This is a genomic window from Enterococcus sp. DIV2402 (assembly GCF_017426705.2).
Classification (GTDB): domain Bacteria; phylum Bacillota; class Bacilli; order Lactobacillales; family Enterococcaceae; genus Enterococcus_F; species Enterococcus_F lowellii.
The window spans coordinates 2,535,450-2,552,568 of sequence record NZ_CP147251.1; the positions used below are offsets into that span (position 1 = coordinate 2,535,450).

A 17,119-nucleotide genomic window follows, 5' to 3' on the forward strand; every position below is an offset into this window, starting at 1 on the left:
GCCCTATCTTCTTTATCCAGACTATACTGTCGGTATCGGAATTTCACCGATTCAGCCACTTATAAAAAGTGGGTCGTGGACTATAACCACCGGTCGGGAATTACACCCTGCCCCTGAAGACGAACCTTTATTAAATTATTAGTACAAATACATTATACATCTTTTGTGTGTAGATTCAACCATTTCAGCTCAAAATTATTTTTTTGCTTTTCCTAATAGCTGACTCACTTCTTTTTTATTTAGTTCACGATATTCACCTGGACGTAATCCGGCTAAGGTTAAATCACCGTATTGCTCGCGTTTTAGCTTTTGTACGGGAAGCCCAACTGCTTTTAGCATATTTTTTACTTGATGGTTTCGACCTTCATGAATCGTTAATTGGACAATACTTGTTTGAGCTTTAACATCTGTTGATAAAATTTCAAATCGAGCAGGTGCGACTCTTTTACCTTCAATACGCATCCCTCTAGTTAAAGGTAGCAGCGCTTTTTTCTCAGCAATTCCTTTGACTTTAGCAACATATACTTTATCAACTTCATGTTTGGGATGAGTCAAAGTTTGCGAGAAGTTGCCATCATTTGTCAATAGTAATAATCCTGATGTATCGTAATCTAAACGCCCTACTGGATAAATACGTTCTGAAACATCTGATAAATAATCAACTACTACTTTGCGATTTTTATCATCAGATACAGCTGAAATGACCCCACGAGGTTTGTAGAATAAGTAATAGACGGGTTCTTCTTGATAAATAGGAACATTATCGACTTCAACTCGATCTTTCGCACTTACTTGGGTCCCTAATTCTTTCACTATTTGACCGTTTACTTTTACACGGCCGTCTAAAATATATGTTTCTGCTTTTCTGCGTGAGGCAATCCCCGCATGAGCAATTACTTTTTGTAATCTTTCCATTAGTTATCTCCTTCTAATTCTTGGTAACGATCAAAAAACAAATCGTTTGGCATTTCGTCTGCTAAATCATCTTCCATTGTTTGAATATCAGGTAATTCATCTAAATTTTTCAAACCAAAAAAGTCCATAAAATAGGTTGTCGTCCCGTACAAAATCGCACGTCCCGGGCCTTCTACTCGTCCTTTTTCTTCAATGAGTTGGCGGGCAACTAATTTTTGAACAGAACCAGCTGATTGGACACCACGAATTTCATCAATTTCCACACGTGTGATGGGTTGCTTGTAAGCAATAATTGCTAATGTTTCTAAAGCTGCTTGCGATAAGCGATTAGACATAGGTGACTGCGCATATTTCTTTAATAGCGGGGCAAATTCTTTTTTTGTGGTTAAAATAAAATGATTTCCTACTTCTAAAATATTTAAGGCTGCATCGTTATTCTCTTGATATCTTTGATTTAACGTTTGAATATATTGATAAATTTTAGGCGTAGCTTCTTCTAACAAATAGCTTAGTTCCTCTAATCCGATGCCTTCGTCGCCAACGATAAATAAAATCGCTTCTAATTGACTTAATTTACTCATGTTTCTCTCCTACTGGGTATAACAAAATGGTTTCATAATTACCAGTCTGCTCGACTTTAATTTTTCCATTCTTCATTAATTCCAATAATGCCATAAACGTAATAACAATTTCTGGTTTATTAAAAGAAACGAAAAATGAATCTAATGCCTGACCAGAATGATTGATATCTTCTAACATTTTCTTTTCAATAAATGCCATTTTTTCTTCGATACTACTCTCATCTGCACGAATCGTCGTTTCAAACGTTTGACGTTTTTTCTTTTTTTCTAACATACTATGAAATGCTAAAAATAAGTCAATCGTGTTTAAGTGATTTCCATCTAATTCTTGCTCAGTTTCTTTATAGTCATCCACGTCCATTGGATCTTTTGTAAAATATTGACTACGTTCTTCTGCTTTTTCGGACAAACATTCTGCTGCATATTTATATTTGCGATACTCTAATAATTGCGCAACTAAAGCATCTCTTGGATCTTCTTCATATACATCATCGTATTCTTCTTCCAGTTCGGCTTTTGGCAGAAGCATTTGACTTTTAATGGCCATTAAAGTCGCCGCCATCACTAAATATTCGCCTGCAACTTCCAATTCAAGTGTTTTCATCGCATGGATGTAATTCATATATTGTTCGGTCACATTTGCAATCGGAATATCGTAAATATCTAATTCCAATGATTTGATTAAATGCAGCAACAAATCTAATGGTCCTTCAAAAACATCCAATTTTATTTTAATTTCTTGCATAGACTTCCTTCCTTTATGCTCGAGGGAAATGTTGTTTATAGACATCCGTCATTCGTTTTTTTGTAATGTGTGTATAAATTTGTGTCGTTGAAATATCCGCATGTCCTAATAATTCCTGCACTGTCCGCAAATCCGCACCATTTTCTAACAAATGTGTCGCAAAACTATGTCGAAGCGTATGAGGCGTGACATTTTTAGTAATTCCAGCTTTACGCACTAAAGCTTTTAAATTTTTCCAAATACCTTGTCTAGACAAACCTGTTCCATGACTATTTACAAAAAGATGTGGTTCTTCTGGATGTTTGGCTGTTAAGAGGGGACGTGCTTCTTCTAAATAACATTCAATCCATTGAATCGCTAAATCACCAAGTGGAACAATTCGCTCTTTATCCCCTTTGCCGATAGTATGCAATAAGCCCATACTTAAATGCAAATCGTTTAATTTTAACCCAATTAATTCACTGACACGTAAACCTGTCGCATACATTACTTCTAAAATCGCTCGGTCACGAATGCCCAATATTTCGTTGGTATCTGGTGTTTCAATTAAACGTTCAATTTCATTTAAACTCAATGTATCAGGTAGCTTTTGGGCTTTTTTAGGAGAATCAATATGTTGCATTGGATCATGGTCAGTGAAACGTTCTTGACGAAGAAATTGATGAAATCGACGTAAGCTAGTTACCATGCGTGTAATCGTAGCTGGTGATTTTTTTTCTTCTTGTAATTCTTGTAAAAATTGCACAACCGTAAAACGGTCTACCTTGTTCCAGTCATCAATTTTTTGTATGTTTAGAAAAACTAAATAACGTTCTAAATCCCGTTGGTAACTTTTTCTAGTATTTTGCGCAAGTCCACGTTCAATCGTCAAAAAATGTAAATAATCAACCACTTGTTCTTCCATTTTCTTCTCCTCACTTTCGCCTTATCTATCATAACAAATTCCGTTAAGTAAGAACAGAAAATCTCCTTTAGTTTACATAAAAATTTTCTCGCAAATAAAAAACCGAGACTTACGCCTCGGTTTGCTCTTTGTTTTGACAAGCTTGACAGATACCATGGAACGTTAAGCGATGATCTTTCACTAAAAAGTGAAAACGTTGCTCGACGATTTCTTCCACGCTACCCAACAAATCTTCTTCAATTTCTTCAATACTACCACATTCTAAACATAATAAATGATGATGAAAATGTTTAGCGCCTTCTTTACGTAAATCATAACGTGCCACGCCGTCATCGAAACTAATTTTATCAACAATTTTTAATTCGGTTAAAATCTCTAACGTTCGATAAACCGTCGCTAAACCAATGTCTGAATTTTTTCGCTTTACAAAAAAGTAAATTTCTTCTGCAGATAAATGGTCTTTCTCATTTTCTAATAACACTAACAAGGTTGCTTCTCTTTGTGGTGTTAATTTAAATCCAGATTCATGGAGTTGTTTTTTCGTTTTTTTCAAAGCTTCAACTGTATTCATACAATCCTCCATCTTAATTATAATTATTCTAATCTAAAGAATTTCAAATCCCTTAAACATTAAAATAATTATAAATTAGAAATCAAAATTATACAAGTATTCTCAATTAGATTCCTTGATTAATTTAGTAATACCATCTTTTTGTGTGATACGACGCTGTTTCATTAGATTTCCTAAAGCACGTTTAAATTGGCCTTTACTGATACCAAACATTTGTTGAATTTCTTCTGGTGACGATTTATCAGTATAATTCATTTGATTCTCAGGTGCACGTTCTAAAAAGGCAATAATCATCGCCGCATCATCACTAATTGCTTCATGCGCACGTGGTTTCAATGATAAATTTAGAGCGCCATCTGGACGAACCCCAATCACACGTCCATTCACACGTTCACCTAAGCGTGGTTCTTGAAAACGTTCAGAAGGATGGATAAAACCAATATAAAAATCATCTGTTAAAAGATATGTTCCTGCTAATTTCAAACGATAAACCGTTCCTGAAATATCTTGATTTTTCAAAGCTTCACTTCCACGTTTACTTAATGCTTGGAAGATTTTCTCATCTGCAAGCGTTCCCCAAATACGGTCTTTATGATCCACTCGTAAAGAAATCATAATGCGATCACCTTTTTTAGGCCATAATTCGCGCATTGTTGGCAACTCATCCAAAGACACAGCGATGTCTTTATCTGGCAACCCGATGTTTACAAAAACACCTAAATCACGACGACTATCGGTTACTTCACCGAATGCGTAATGTCCTTTACGACTTTTGGGAATTTCCGTTGTAAAACATAATTCTTGTTTTTGATTTTGATAACCAAATCCTTCGACACCTTCGCCTAGACGATGTTCGCCTTCTGATTTTGCTAATTTAAACGTTAAACCATTTTTTTGAACAAAATAATGGGTATCATTTTCATCAATAATTAATCCGCTAAACACAGATGCTAATAACTCGTTCATATTTTTCTCCTTTAGAAGTGCTCATTTTTATTCATAAAATTAAGCGAATAACCGCTATGGTAATAATACCTGTAATCACAATCTTCATCAAATCTTTCGTATAATAACCAACAATTAATGTGGGAATACATGCCAAAGTTTCTTCAAATTTTAAGACAGGCGCTTTTCCTGTTGGGACGACCAATAAGCTTTGGACAAGTAACGCTGCTAAAATACATAAAGGTAAATAACTTAAAAACAAATGCAACTTCTCTGGAAACTCTAATTTCTTTGCAAAAACAAATGGCAAGATGCGTGGAATCCAGGTTACAATACAACAACCCACCAATAATAATAAAAAGCTACTACTCATTGTGCGTCACCACCCCTACAAAACAACCAATTAAAGTCGCTACAATAACCGCAATTTCAGGCGTTGTCCACCACATAAATAAATACAAACTGATAACAACACTAGCCAAAACCAGAATTGTTTGTTTCGTTCGTCTTTTTAATGGTAATTCTGCTTGAAATAAAAATAGACCTAAAAACATCGCAACTAAGGCAAAATCTAAGCCAAATACTTCTGGATTAGGAATAAATTTACCTAATAATGCCCCTAAAACAGTCGCAATAATCCAAGAAATATAAGCACAAACATTTAACCCATTCATCCAGCTTAACGAAGGTTGTTTGCCATTTTGTAAAGCAGTCGTTAAAACACCATAAGATTCATCTGTCAATAATGTTCCAATGCCAACATTACCAAGCATACTTTCTTTACGGAAGGCTGGTGCTACTGATAAACTCATCAAAAAATGGCGTAAATTAACTAAAAATACGGTGACAATAATTGATGAAACCGGTGCGCTGATTGCTAATAATCCACATATAATAAATTGGGCGCTTCCTGCATAAATCAAAAGAGACATTAAAAAAATTTCAAAAACACTTAAGCCAATCCCTTTTCCAACGACTCCCATTGCAAATCCAATGCCGACATAACCTAAAATTGTGGGCACGCACGCCTTGACACCATCTAAAAAACTTTCATATTTTACTTCTTGCAAAAAGAATCCCCCTTTTTTCGATTGATATTTTTCTATCATATCGAAAATAAGGGGGCGAGACAAGAGTTGCTTGCTTCTTTTTTTAGTTGCTTCCATTTCCTCGGAAGAAACCTGTTTTCGCGTTAATAGTAAATAGATACATTGGTAAAGCTGATTCTGAGGTTCCTTTTAGTAAGGACGATTTATTTGATGTTGCGTATAGATTGTAATAGCCTTCACCATTTTCAATTCGGACACGTTCAACATAGAAATCACCTTCAACAATATAACCTCGTTTAATCGATTCGTTAATTACTTTGTCATATACACCTGGCGCCCAATTCCATGCAGGATTATTCGCATCATCAATATCACTTTGACGGGAAGAGATAATTGGTTCATTGTTACTATTTTTCGGTGTATTTGGGCCTAAAATTTCTGAACCAGCATTGGTTTGTGGTGTAGTTGGTGTTTGCTCTTGAACAGGCGCTTCTGGTTCAGCTTGCGGTTGTTCAGTTTGGGCAGGTTGCTCAGTCTGTTGATTTGATGAAGCTTCATTTTGTGCTGCTTCTGCCGCTGCTTGTGCTTGCTGTTCAGCTAATTCTTGAGCTTCTGCTTCACGTTTATCGAGTGCCTTCTCAATAGTTGCTAATTGTGCCAAATAAGCTTTTTTCTCTTCGCCATCAAATAGTTTATCAACTTTTTCTTTTGTGTCTTCATAGTCTTTACGGGTTACTGAATCGCTTAACTGTTCCTCTTTATAGTTTGATGTTAAAGATTCAACAGCAGCATTTGTTGCTTGTAATTCTTTAAATTCTTCCTTGCCTTGTTTGATTGCTTGATTAATTAACTTAGCAAACGGTGTATCTTCGGTTAATAATGCCATATCTACTGAATCTCCGTCTTTGACATGAACATTTTCTTTTAGTTCATCGCCAACAACAATTGGTTCTGCAAAATGACTATTAATTTGATCAAGAACAGCAATTTTAACTTGTAATTTTTGACCTTTATCCTTCAATTCCTCATATTTCGGCTCTGAAGAATATTCTTCTAATTCTTGCATTAGTTTCTCAACATCTGCTGCTGTTTTGCCTGGAACTACGAATTGTTCCTCTTGATCCAAATAAAAGTTCCCTAATTCTGTTTCAATACGAGCAACTGCTGTATCGACACGCAATTGTTCTTGACGAGCCGCTTCAGCTTTTTCTTTTTGCTGATTATCGTAATACATCCACGCTCCACCTGCAACAACTACTAATGCTGCAGCAGTTAACCAATATTTTTTCTTAGACTTTTTTGGTGTTGTTGGTTGTTTTTCAGGTTGCGGTTCAATATTTTGCTCCGGTTTCACTTCTGGTTCAGATGCTTTGATTGGTTCAGGAATCGGATCTATAACAGGGACTGCTGCTATGTTTTCTTCAGAAATTTCTTTTACTTCTTCTGGTTCCTCTGCTGGTGTCTCTGCAACTTCATCAGAATCTTCCGTTACTGGTACAACAGGTATTTCTGGTTCTTCGGTTGGTTGCTCTTCAACAGGTTCTGGTTCTTCTACAACTTCTGCTGATTCTCCAACGGGTTCTTGCAGTTCTTCTGCAGCTGCTTCTTTATAACCATCTTTATGTTTACGAATATACTCAGCTAAAATTGGGTTATCCGCAAATTCATCCGTTTCTGCCTCTTCGTCATCATTTCCATCATGCAATTCAGAAAAATGCTCAATAACGGATTCAATTGGTACATCTTGATATTCTGACCATTTAATATTATCATTTTCTGGTTTTATTGCGATATCATCAATCAATTTAGCGCCGCAATTGGGACAAAACTTCTGATCAGCAATTAATTCAAATTCGCAATGTGGACATTTTTTCATCAATCTATTTTTGCTCCTTTTACTTTCTCAAAAATAATCTACCATATATTGAAAAGTTAGCCAATACCCCTCACATTACGTTTTTGTTAAGTTCATATTGAAATTTCCTAAAAAGCGAAAAATTACTCCTGATTTTTAGGAAATTATCTATTTTTTTAACAAAAAGACTTTTAAAAGTCTAAGGAGCTTTTAAAAGTCTTCGTATGTGTGTTTATTCTAAAAAGTCTTTCAATTGTTTTGAACGAGATGGGTGGCGTAATTTTCGTAATGCTTTTGCTTCAATTTGACGAATACGTTCTCTAGTTACCCCAAATACTTTGCCTACTTCTTCTAATGTGCGGGTACGACCATCATCGATTCCAAAGCGTAAACGTAGCACGTTTTCTTCACGATCAGTTAACGTATCTAGCACATCTTCTAATTGTTCTTTCAACAATTCATAAGCAGCATGTTCAGCTGGACTTGTTGCTTCTTGGTCTTCAATAAAATCACCTAAATGAGAATCATCTTCTTCACCAATTGGCGTTTCTAAGGAAACTGGCTCTTGAGCAATTTTTAGAATCTCACGAACTTTTTCAGTAGGTAAATCCATTTCAGCACCAATTTCTTCTGGCGTTGGTTCTCTTCCTAAGTCTTGCAATAATTGACGTTGGATACGAATCAATTTATTAATTGTTTCCACCATATGAACTGGAATACGAATCGTTCTCGCTTGGTCAGCAATCGCACGCGTAATCGCCTGACGAATCCACCATGTAGCATAAGTAGAGAATTTGAATCCTTTACGGTAATCAAATTTTTCAACAGCTTTCATCAAACCCATATTTCCTTCTTGAATTAAATCAAGGAATTGCATACCACGTCCAACATAGCGTTTAGCGATACTTACTACCAAACGTAAGTTAGCTTCTGCTAGACGTTGTTTTGCTTCTTGATCGCCTTCTTCGATTTTTAGGGCTAAGTCGACTTCTTCTTCAGCAGTCAATAATGGCACACGTCCGATTTCTTTTAAATACATACGAACCGGATCGTTAATTTTCACACCTGTTGGCGCAGATAAATCTTCTTGGGTATGTTCTGGTGCTTTTTTCTCAGTTGTCTTTAGACTATGAATTGATGGTTCACCATTTTCATCAACGACGCTAATTCCAGCATCCTCAACTTTTTGGATTAATTTGTCCATTCCATCTGCATCTAACGAGTAAGGTGTTGCTAATTGATTTGACAATTCATCATAGATAACTTGTCCTTTAGGTTTGTTTGCGCGGATAAATTCGGCAACTGCTTTTTCATATGTTTTGTTTGTTTCTTCTGCCATGAAAGAAGTCCCCCTTCAATGTGCTATTTGGCTTGTTTCAATTGCTTAGTAAGATTTATTATTTCAACTGCCAATTCCAATTCCAATTGTTGATTCCCTTTTTGACTAGCTTCTTGTTGCTGAATTCGTTTTTTATTTATTTCTTCAACAATGCTAGACGTTTGGATAATGCGTACAAGGTCTTGAAACTCCTGTTCCGTACTTTCTTCCGGAACATTGAGCCTGGCAATTGTAATGACTAGATGTTTCATTTGCTCATCTTTGAGAAAATCGAGAAATTTTGAAACAATAAATTCTCCTTCCGTTTCAACATAAGCGTCGAAAAGGACATATAATTCTTGATATTTCTCATGAGCAAAGGTTAATTGTAATGTTTTGAAACGACGATTCAATGAGTCTTCATTAAATAATCGATACAAAAGAAGTTCTTCCGCCTTTTCCAACTGAGTTTTGCGAACCACACTTGGTGGTGGAAGTGGAATTTGTTCTGGTTCAACATGCGTAGGTGTTCTTGCTTCATTGCGCCGTGCTTGTTTAAGCTGACGTAATTGTTGTTGCAAGGTTTCCCGGCTAATTTGAAATTCAGTTGATAGTTGTGTTAAGTAACGATCTTGTTCAAGCAGTGAATCTACTTGTAACAAATCTTGTAAAAGTTCTTGCACGTATTCTAACTGTTCTTTTTCATTTGCAAGATTACGATTTAACTTGCGATATTTCATTTTAAATGAAAAAACCGTCTCACGACCATGGTAAGCTAACTCACGAAAAGCTTCACTACCATACTTTCGGACGTAATCATCCGGGTCTAAACGCTCTGGAACACTCACAATAGTTAAATTAAGATGGCTATGCTCTTGTAAAAGTTCAATGCCTCGATTGGTCGCTTCGATTCCAGCTTTATCACCATCATAGCAAAGAATTAATTCTTTTGAAACACGTTCAATCGCAGCAATTTGTTGATTTGTTAAACTTGTTCCCATTGAAGCAATACCATTTTGAATACCTGATTGCCAAGCAGCCAAAACATCCATAAACCCTTCAAATAAAAAGACAGAACCTTCTTTACGAATGGTACTACGTGCTTTATCAAAGTTAAACAATACTTCACGTTTATTAAATAAACTTGTTTCTGGACTGTTTAAATATTTGGGTTGGTCTTCACCTGGAAAAGCGTCTGTTTGTAACCATCGTCCTGAAAAGCCAATAATTTTCCCTTGAAAATTACGAATAGGAAACATAATTCGCTGATAGAAACGATCAGCTAAACCAGCATCTCTTTCAACAAATAATCCCGATTCAGCAAAATACTGAGGATCCAAGGATTCATTATGAAAAATTCGTTCCAAAAACTCTCGTTGATTTGGCGCAAATCCGATTTGAAATTCTTCAATCAATTCTTCTGTCAAACCACGCTGCAATAAATAATCCAATGCTTCTTGACCAGCTGTCGTATGGACGAGCATATGATGATAAACTTCACTAGCTTTTTCATGCAATTTAATCAGTTGCTGTGTTTTGGATGATTCTGGATTGGTTTGTGGCGCTTGTCGGTAATTTTCAGCAACGGGAATGTCTTCAATCTCCGCAACTTTGACGACTGCTTCACTAAACGAAATGCCCTCTAGCTCTTGAACAAAACTAAAGACATTGCCACCACGTCCACAACCAAAACAATAATAAAATTGTTTATCTTCAGCGACTGAAAACGACGGTGTTTTTTCATTATGAAACGGACATAAACCAGTGTAATTTTTACTACCAGACTTTTTTAACTGAACATATTGTCCAATTACTTCAACGATATTCGTTCGACTACGGACATCATCAATCACGTGCTGTGGAATTCTTGCCACTGACACTCACCTCCTGTATTTACTGTAAGATGAGCTTATCTATCGGTAAAAAATCGCACTAATCGAAATCAGCGCGATTCTAAAATAGACAGTTTTTCACATCATTCATTCTATCACATTCTCAGTTCTTTTCAAGTTATTTGTTTCTATCTATAGAAAATAAATTAACTCTAGATAACTAAAAAACAGGAAATACCCTAAAGCATTTCCTGTTTGTCTTATTTGTATTGTTCTTCTAAACGACTCATCCAAGCACCTAATACGATACCTGCTAAACACAAGACACCACACATCACAAAATTCATCGCAGTAAAACCAGTATAGTTTGTTGGTATAATCATTACAGTTGAGGCAAAAACAATACCTAAAATGAAATGAAATAATTGCGCGTAAGCTTTACTAAAGATATAATCCATTACTCGAGATAAACCTAATACGGTAACAATCCCACCAATTGCAATCGGAATAATTACACTGAAATCGACATTTTTTATACCATCAGACATCGCTTTATACATGCCCATATAAACTAAGAAATTTGAAGGACTTAGGCCCGGAACAATCATTCCCAATCCAATTAAACCACCTGCAATAATCCATGTCCAAAAGTTTTGCGGCACTTCAGAGAAAAGGCTTGATCCTTGCCATAAGAAAAGAAAACCAGCAATGAAACTAACAATCATAATGACTATATCACGGGTTGAACGCCCTTTTTTTCCGGCTTCTTTCCAAAGAGCAGGAACTGTTCCAATAATACAACCGACAAAAAACCATAAAATAATTGTTTCATATGCACCTAATAGAAAGCTTACCGCAAAAGATAATAAGAAAACGCCAGTAATTCCGCCTAAACCAACGGGAATAAAATATAAGACATTTTCTTTAAAGTTTTTTGTAATATGGGCCAAAAACGAAATGATTCGTTCATAAATTCCGAAGATAGCTGCTAAGGCTCCTCCACTAACTCCTGGTAAAATAAATCCTGAGCCAATGAACATTCCTTTCACAAAGCGCAAAATCCAGTCTGCTCCACCGCTTTTTGTGTTGTGACTTTTGTTTTCCATAAATGATATACTCTCCTACATTTGTTTTTATTCAAACAAAAAATTGGTCCATTTAATTTTCTGTTCGTTTAATTTCACTAATTCTGCATAAAACAGGTTGCCCCCATTATGATATAAATAACCACCATTGTAAATAAAAGAATGCAGACCAATATAGCGGTATTTGGTTTGATCGTCATTTCCTAATAGCGGTGATAAAATATCTCGAGAATATTTTTCAGCTAATTCGAGTGTGTTTTTCCCACCATTATCCGCAACATAATCAATGTATTCTAAACCGAAATTATAAGCTTGAACAGCTGTCCATAAATCAGTGTTTGCTGCGTTGGACTTTGCAATAGCTTCAGATAAATAACTTACACCTTGTTCAATACTACGATCTGATTCTGTAATTTGGTTGGGTTGTCCATGGGCACTTTCAGAACTTTGCATAGGATCATCGCCCACTCCTTTAGTTTCAGTAAAAATAATACTTAAAGCTAAATCTTTATATTCAGGAATTCCTTGCTCTTTTACTGCTGCTTCTACTTGTGCATCATACTGATGAATCTGTTTTAGAATTCGATAATTACGATACGCTAAATAGCTACCTATTACTAATAATAAGAGGAGCACAATTTGAAATAAATAACGAATCCAAGATTTCTTTTTTAATTTCATACTAATCATCCAAACTTTTTAATATCAGATTTCAGACTACTATGTCTCAGTAAAGATGTCCATCTCCATTAAAGAAATTTACAAAATTTAAAAAAAACACAACCTTTCTCTAACTTACAGAATTGTTCGCTGGTTTTCAGTATCAAAAAAATAAAAAAATCGCTATACTTTACTCTAAGTGGAAAAGAAAACAGGTGATTAACATGGAAAGTAAAAAAAGATATTTAGAGGTAGCTGATGGTAGTCTCCTCTTTTATGAAATTTATGGACAAGGTTTCCCACTTTTTTTACTACACGGTAATAACAACGATGGAACCTATTTCCATTACCAAATTCAAAGTTTTATGAAAGAGTTTCAAGTGTTTGTCTTAGATAGTCGTGGTCAAGGGCATTCAACTAACACTGCTAGAAAAATTTCTTTCCAACAAATGGCTGATGATTTAAATGCCATTATGGAACATGAAAATATCACTCGTGCTAATATTTTAGGCTTTAGTGATGGAGCTAACATTGCAATGGTTTTCGCACATACTCATCCTGAAAAAGTAAATCGAATGGTTTTAAATGCAGGTAATACGAAAGTAACTGGGTTAAAAAATTATTGGGTTATTTTGACTTATTTACAGTATTTTGCCTACTGGTTCCTTGCTTTTTTCTTTGAACGTGCACGTGAAAAACGACCAATTATTGGGCTGATGACCCATGATATTGGATTAAGTCAAAAGGATTTAACAGAAATTATCGCTCCAACTTTGGTCATCGTAGGTAAACAGGATGACATTAAACTGAAACACACGCTAATGATTGTCAATCATCTCCCGCAAGCTAAATTTGTTTTAGTGCCAAAGCAAGGTCACACATTGGCAAGGAAAGACGCCAATAATTTCAATCAAGAAGTTCTTTCATTTTTAGGAGGAGAAGAAATTGAAAAAAATTAGTCAATGGGTCGTTCAACATAAGACCTTATTAAAAACTTTATTTGTTGCAATTTTATCAATTATTGTCAGTGCCGAGCTGTTATCAATTGCCAAAACAATTTCATTTGAACAACTAACGACATTATTTAAAGAAATACCCTTTTGGCGAATTGGTGCGATGATTTTGATTAGTCTGCTCGCTATTTTACCAATGTCTGGGTATGATTTTACCTTAAAAAGAATGCTGCAATTAGATTACAAAGCGAGTTACATTTTAGAAACAAGCTGGGTGATTAATACCATTAATAATATTGCTGGTTTTGGTGGTCTAGTTAGCATGGGCTTGCGCTCTGAATTTTATGGAAAAAAAGCGAGTAAAGAAATTTTTAGCGCCTTAACTAAAATTTTATTGTTTGTTTTATCGGGACTCTCGATTTACAGTTTCTTTTCATTTGCTGCTATCCATTTATTCCATACTAATGACTATCTCAAACAATATTGGCCTTGGTTGGTAGGTGGAAGCTTATATTTCCCAATTGTGTACTTTGTTACCAGTTTAAAAAGAGAAGGCTTGCTTGGTGGTCTCGAGCGAAAATTCCGCTTGGCATTATTAGCCTCTTCTTTTTTAGAATGGACTGGAGTTGTCGTTAGTTTCTTAAGTATTGGTTATTTGTTAGGTGTTCATTTTTCAATATGGGAAGTCTTACCATTATTTATTTCTGCAATTATTATCGGAATTGTATCGATGATTCCGGGAGCATTAGGTAGTTTTGATGTCATGATGATTTTAGGTCTCTCGTCATTAGGAATTGAACGTGAGATGGTCGTTTTATGGCTCTTATTATTCCGTGTGTGTTATTACGGAATTCCAGTTGGGATCGGTATGGTTCTCTTCTTTAAACATATTTTCAAAAATTTTGATGAAAAATACGAAGGCATTCCTAAACAACTGACCTTAGAAATTTTCCATAAAATAGAAACTGGTTTACTGTATTTTTCTGGAATTATGATGGTACTTTTAGCAACTATTCCGCAAGCCTTTACTGATTTTCCATGGTTAAGTCACTTAAATCCTTTCCGCTTTCATTTTGTTGTCCAATTTCCGAGCATTTTAATCGGATTTACGCTTTTAATTATGGGACGAGGAATTGCTGCTCAGGTTAAACGTGCATATTGGCCAACTATTTTATTAATTAGTGCCGCTATTGTGTATTCATTTGTGATCGATTTTAGTTTTATTACTATCTTTTATCTGATTTGTTTATTGCTAATTGTAATGGTTTCAAAATCAGAATTAACTCGAGAACAATTTGTGTATTCTTGGGAATGGTTAACGATTGATGGGTTTGTCTTTGGCGTATTAACTGTTTTATATTTAATTATTGGCGTCTTTCAATTACCTGAGATTCCTCATCGTCCTCATCATTTTATGAGCTTTTTCTTATTGCCTTCTGAAAAAATTTGGCTTTCTGGCTTCGTCGTTATTAGCGTTGTCGCAGCGTGTATGTTATTGATGGTTCGCTATTTACAAGGACCTAAGAAAAAAATTGGCGATGACATCCAGCACGCCGATGTGCAAACGATTCTTGAAACATACGGTGGTAATAGCGATAGCGAGTTAGTCTTTTTAGAAGATAAATCAGTCTTTATTTATAAAAATAACGACGAACCAACTGTCTTTTTACAATTTAGTACCATTAATAATAAATGCGTCGTCATGGGCGATCCTTCTGGAAAACGTGAAGATTTTGCAGATGCTGTAGATGCGTTTATTCAAGAAGCAGATCGTTGGTGCTATCTACCTGTTTTTTACGAGTCACGTGAAGAAATGGTCATGATTTTACATGATTTTGGTTATGATTTTATTAAAATGGGTGAAGAAGCTTTAGTTGATTTAGAGACATTTACAACTTCTGGCAAAAAAATGCGGGGAACACGTGCCGTATTGAATAAAATTAACAAAGAAGGGTTTTCTTTTGATGTCTTACAGCCTCCGTTTTCAAAAGAAACTATGGTAGCCTTACAAGCTATTTCTGAAGAATGGTTAGATGGTCGCAAAGAACGAGGCTTTTCATTAGGCTTTTTCTCAGAAGCATATTTGCAAAGAAATCCGATTGCTGTCGTAAAGAATTCGGAAAATGAAATCGTCTCTTTTGCCAATATTATTCCTAGCTACACTAAAGAAATTGGCACGATTGATTTAATGCGTCACCATCCAACAAAAGCCCCTTCTGGCAGTATGGATTTCTTATTTATTCATTTATTTGATTACATGAAAGAATCGAGAATTCAGTATTTCGATTTAGGAATGGCACCGTTAGCTAATGTGGGACAATCACGGAAAAGCTTTCTACAAGAACGCATCGCCTCATTAGTCTATTCTTTTGGCAGTCACTTTTATTCTTTTCAAGGTTTACGTGACTATAAAGAAAAATATGCTAGTCAATGGATTTCTCGCTACACGTTGTATTCACGAGATAGCTGGATTGCGTATGTGATGATTGCGTTACTCATTTTAGATAATAAACCTATCGAAAACGAGTAAAACAATATTCTGATGATAAAAAATATCCGAACTACTAGAGTAAATTTGTCGCAAATTCATTAGAATTAGCACTGTCCACTCTTGATAGTTCGGATATTTTTAGTAATTTATTAGCGATTGCCAATTGATGTTTGCGCAAAAGCTTCAATAATCGGAATTACGTCTAATTTTAGTTTGTATTTGCGCTCCAACGCAGATTCAATAACAAATTCATTTTCTTTAACAGCAGAAATAGTTGCTAGCAAGCGATTTTCTTTGGCTGTTTTTTCAATCACACGAATTTCTTCCGCTACTTGCTCAACTTGGAATTTAGGAAACGCTTGGATTTGTTCGTTAAAATCAACAAAAGTTAGTCCATCTGTTGATTTTTTTCCTTCATCTTCATTTGATTCAGGTACTTCTTTAGCCACTTTTGGAGTTGCAGGTGTCCAGTAGCTTGCTACTTCATCCGCTAAATTACTACTGAAACGCTCTAGAAATCCCTTTTCTTGACTTTGAATACGTTTGACAGCAACATTGAAATTTTCATCTAATGGTACCGTAATCACATAATTGTTTACCGCTTCATTATCATCCACAAGTTCAATCGCTAGTTCTTGTTTGTTTTCAGGTTTAATGTACACTTTTGTTGTTAAGTTGTATTTCTCAACCGTTTTTTCTTCTAAACTTTCAAAGAGCATTTTACGTGCCACTTCAAAAGAAGGACGAAATTGTTTTTTTAATTTTGCTAATTGTTTCTTTTTCATGATGTTCCCCTTTCAATACCTTTTCGATTATATGAAAAAATTTATGAATTGAACAGAGATTTTCATGAAAAAATGCAAAAAATGAGAGTAATATAAAAATAAAGCGTTTATTTTAACTGATTGATGTACTGATATTTAGGAATAATCGCTAATAAGTCGCGTGTTTTATTAATTGCCAGCACGGTGTTTTGCCATTCTTTAAGCGTATACTCACTTCCTAATCGTTCTGTTAACGATGCTAACACTTCCTCTTTCGTCCAATCACGTGCAGGATAATGTTGAATTTTATTTGCGTCAACTAAGAAAATAAAATTATCACTCAACGCATTGGTTACTGCTTCTGGAAAATTGGCTAATCGTTCTGTAATGTCCATGTAAATGGCCTCCTTTTTATTCAGTGTAGCAAGCACATCTTCTTTTGACAACTGTC

Annotated in this window: 17 protein-coding genes and 1 riboswitch; of the genes, 2 read left to right on the forward strand and 15 right to left on the reverse strand. The window is 35.3% G+C overall.

Going from position 1 to position 17,119, the window contains the following annotated elements:
• Window position 1 precedes the first annotated feature (1 nt).
• Window positions 2-125: riboswitch (FMN riboswitch) on the reverse strand.
• A gap of 70 nt (window positions 126-195) precedes the next feature.
• From DOK78_RS12315 to DOK78_RS12375, 13 genes are all read right to left on the reverse strand, one after another.
• Window positions 196-915, reverse strand: coding sequence for a pseudouridine synthase (locus DOK78_RS12315; protein ID WP_207940070.1), 720 nt, complete (start codon window positions 913-915; stop codon window positions 196-198).
• Window positions 915-1,496 (reverse strand): SMC-Scp complex subunit ScpB, encoded by a 582-nt coding sequence (scpB, locus tag DOK78_RS12320; RefSeq protein WP_207940069.1) that lies wholly within the window; start codon window positions 1,494-1,496, stop codon window positions 915-917. The genes DOK78_RS12315 and scpB overlap by 1 nt, the downstream gene beginning before the upstream one ends.
• Window positions 1,489-2,241, reverse strand: a complete 753-nt coding sequence (locus tag DOK78_RS12325; protein ID WP_207940068.1) for a segregation/condensation protein A — start codon at window positions 2,239-2,241, stop codon at window positions 1,489-1,491. The genes scpB and DOK78_RS12325 overlap by 8 nt, the downstream gene beginning before the upstream one ends.
• 13 nt (window positions 2,242-2,254) lie before the next feature.
• Window positions 2,255-3,145: a site-specific tyrosine recombinase XerD gene (gene xerD / locus DOK78_RS12330; protein WP_207940067.1), complete on the reverse strand. Its 891-nt coding sequence runs from the start codon at window positions 3,143-3,145 to the stop codon at window positions 2,255-2,257.
• A gap of 109 nt (window positions 3,146-3,254) precedes the next feature.
• On the reverse strand, window positions 3,255-3,716 hold the full coding sequence (locus DOK78_RS12335; RefSeq protein ID WP_207940066.1) for a Fur family transcriptional regulator: 462 nt from the start codon (window positions 3,714-3,716) through the stop codon (window positions 3,255-3,257).
• A 102-nt stretch (window positions 3,717-3,818) separates the two neighbouring features.
• A complete protein-coding gene (locus tag DOK78_RS12340) occupies window positions 3,819-4,682 on the reverse strand; it encodes a CvfB family protein (protein WP_207940065.1) in 864 nt (287 codons plus the stop codon).
• 31 nt (window positions 4,683-4,713) lie between these two features.
• Window positions 4,714-5,034: an AzlD domain-containing protein gene (locus tag DOK78_RS12345; protein WP_207940064.1), complete on the reverse strand. Its 321-nt coding sequence runs from the start codon at window positions 5,032-5,034 to the stop codon at window positions 4,714-4,716.
• Entirely contained in the window at window positions 5,027-5,770 is a 744-nt protein-coding gene (locus tag DOK78_RS12350; protein WP_422389697.1) for an AzlC family ABC transporter permease, read from the reverse strand. Before DOK78_RS12350 ends, DOK78_RS12345 begins: the two co-directional genes overlap by 8 nt.
• 43 nt (window positions 5,771-5,813) lie before the next feature.
• Window positions 5,814-7,586, reverse strand: a complete 1,773-nt coding sequence (locus tag DOK78_RS12355; protein ID WP_243430397.1) for a cell division site-positioning protein MapZ family protein — start codon at window positions 7,584-7,586, stop codon at window positions 5,814-5,816.
• Window positions 7,587-7,797: 211 nt separating this feature from the next.
• On the reverse strand, window positions 7,798-8,904 hold the full coding sequence (gene rpoD / locus DOK78_RS12360) for an RNA polymerase sigma factor RpoD (protein WP_207940061.1): 1,107 nt from the start codon (window positions 8,902-8,904) through the stop codon (window positions 7,798-7,800).
• Between the two features lie 23 nt (window positions 8,905-8,927).
• Window positions 8,928-10,757, reverse strand: coding sequence for a DNA primase (gene dnaG, locus DOK78_RS12365; protein WP_207940060.1), 1,830 nt, complete (start codon window positions 10,755-10,757; stop codon window positions 8,928-8,930).
• Window positions 10,758-10,975: 218 nt separating this feature from the next.
• Window positions 10,976-11,821, reverse strand: a complete 846-nt coding sequence (locus DOK78_RS12370; protein WP_207940059.1) for a DUF368 domain-containing protein — start codon at window positions 11,819-11,821, stop codon at window positions 10,976-10,978.
• A gap of 27 nt (window positions 11,822-11,848) precedes the next feature.
• A complete protein-coding gene (locus tag DOK78_RS12375) occupies window positions 11,849-12,481 on the reverse strand; it encodes a lysozyme family protein (RefSeq protein WP_207940058.1) in 633 nt (210 codons plus the stop codon).
• Between the two features lie 203 nt (window positions 12,482-12,684).
• Here DOK78_RS12375 and DOK78_RS12380 point away from each other — a divergent pair, with 203 nt between their 5' ends.
• Both DOK78_RS12380 and mprF read left to right on the forward strand, forming a co-directional pair.
• Window positions 12,685-13,419, forward strand: a complete 735-nt coding sequence (locus DOK78_RS12380) for an alpha/beta fold hydrolase (RefSeq protein WP_207940057.1) — start codon at window positions 12,685-12,687, stop codon at window positions 13,417-13,419.
• Window positions 13,406-15,943: a bifunctional lysylphosphatidylglycerol flippase/synthetase MprF gene (mprF, locus tag DOK78_RS12385; RefSeq protein ID WP_207940056.1), complete on the forward strand. Its 2,538-nt coding sequence runs from the start codon at window positions 13,406-13,408 to the stop codon at window positions 15,941-15,943. The genes DOK78_RS12380 and mprF overlap by 14 nt, the downstream gene beginning before the upstream one ends.
• 110 nt (window positions 15,944-16,053) lie before the next feature.
• On the opposite strand, the gene DOK78_RS12390 is transcribed toward mprF, so the two are convergent.
• Together DOK78_RS12390 and DOK78_RS12395 are read right to left on the reverse strand one after the other, a co-directional pair.
• Window positions 16,054-16,689, reverse strand: a complete 636-nt coding sequence (locus tag DOK78_RS12390; RefSeq protein ID WP_207940055.1) for a hypothetical protein — start codon at window positions 16,687-16,689, stop codon at window positions 16,054-16,056.
• A gap of 107 nt (window positions 16,690-16,796) precedes the next feature.
• On the reverse strand, window positions 16,797-17,063 hold the full coding sequence (locus DOK78_RS12395) for a hypothetical protein (protein WP_207872115.1): 267 nt from the start codon (window positions 17,061-17,063) through the stop codon (window positions 16,797-16,799).
• Window positions 17,064-17,119 lie beyond the last annotated feature (56 nt).

Coding starts and splice junctions, on each gene's coding strand:
- DOK78_RS12345 (WP_207940064.1), bottom strand. CDS start 5,034: ATGAGTAGTAGCTTTTTATTATTATTGGTGGGTTGTTGTATTGTAACC.
- DOK78_RS12335 (WP_207940066.1), bottom strand. CDS start 3,716: ATGAATACAGTTGAAGCTTTGAAAAAAACGAAAAAACAACTCCATGAA.
- DOK78_RS12340 (WP_207940065.1), bottom strand. CDS start 4,682: ATGAACGAGTTATTAGCATCTGTGTTTAGCGGATTAATTATTGATGAA.
- DOK78_RS12350 (WP_422389697.1), bottom strand. CDS start 5,770: ATGATAGAAAAATATCAATCGAAAAAAGGGGGATTCTTTTTGCAAGAA.
- DOK78_RS12315 (WP_207940070.1), bottom strand. CDS start 915: ATGGAAAGATTACAAAAAGTAATTGCTCATGCGGGGATTGCCTCACGC.
- rpoD (WP_207940061.1), bottom strand. CDS start 8,904: ATGGCAGAAGAAACAAACAAAACATATGAAAAAGCAGTTGCCGAATTT.
- DOK78_RS12390 (WP_207940055.1), bottom strand. CDS start 16,689: ATGAAAAAGAAACAATTAGCAAAATTAAAAAAACAATTTCGTCCTTCT.
- DOK78_RS12375 (WP_207940058.1), bottom strand. CDS start 12,481: ATGAAATTAAAAAAGAAATCTTGGATTCGTTATTTATTTCAAATTGTG.
- scpB (WP_207940069.1), bottom strand. CDS start 1,496: ATGAGTAAATTAAGTCAATTAGAAGCGATTTTATTTATCGTTGGCGAC.
- DOK78_RS12395 (WP_207872115.1), bottom strand. CDS start 17,063: ATGGACATTACAGAACGATTAGCCAATTTTCCAGAAGCAGTAACCAAT.
- DOK78_RS12380 (WP_207940057.1), top strand. CDS start 12,685: ATGGAAAGTAAAAAAAGATATTTAGAGGTAGCTGATGGTAGTCTCCTC.
- xerD (WP_207940067.1), bottom strand. CDS start 3,145: ATGGAAGAACAAGTGGTTGATTATTTACATTTTTTGACGATTGAACGT.
- DOK78_RS12355 (WP_243430397.1), bottom strand. CDS start 7,586: ATGAAAAAATGTCCACATTGCGAATTTGAATTAATTGCTGATCAGAAG.
- DOK78_RS12370 (WP_207940059.1), bottom strand. CDS start 11,821: ATGGAAAACAAAAGTCACAACACAAAAAGCGGTGGAGCAGACTGGATT.
- DOK78_RS12325 (WP_207940068.1), bottom strand. CDS start 2,241: ATGCAAGAAATTAAAATAAAATTGGATGTTTTTGAAGGACCATTAGAT.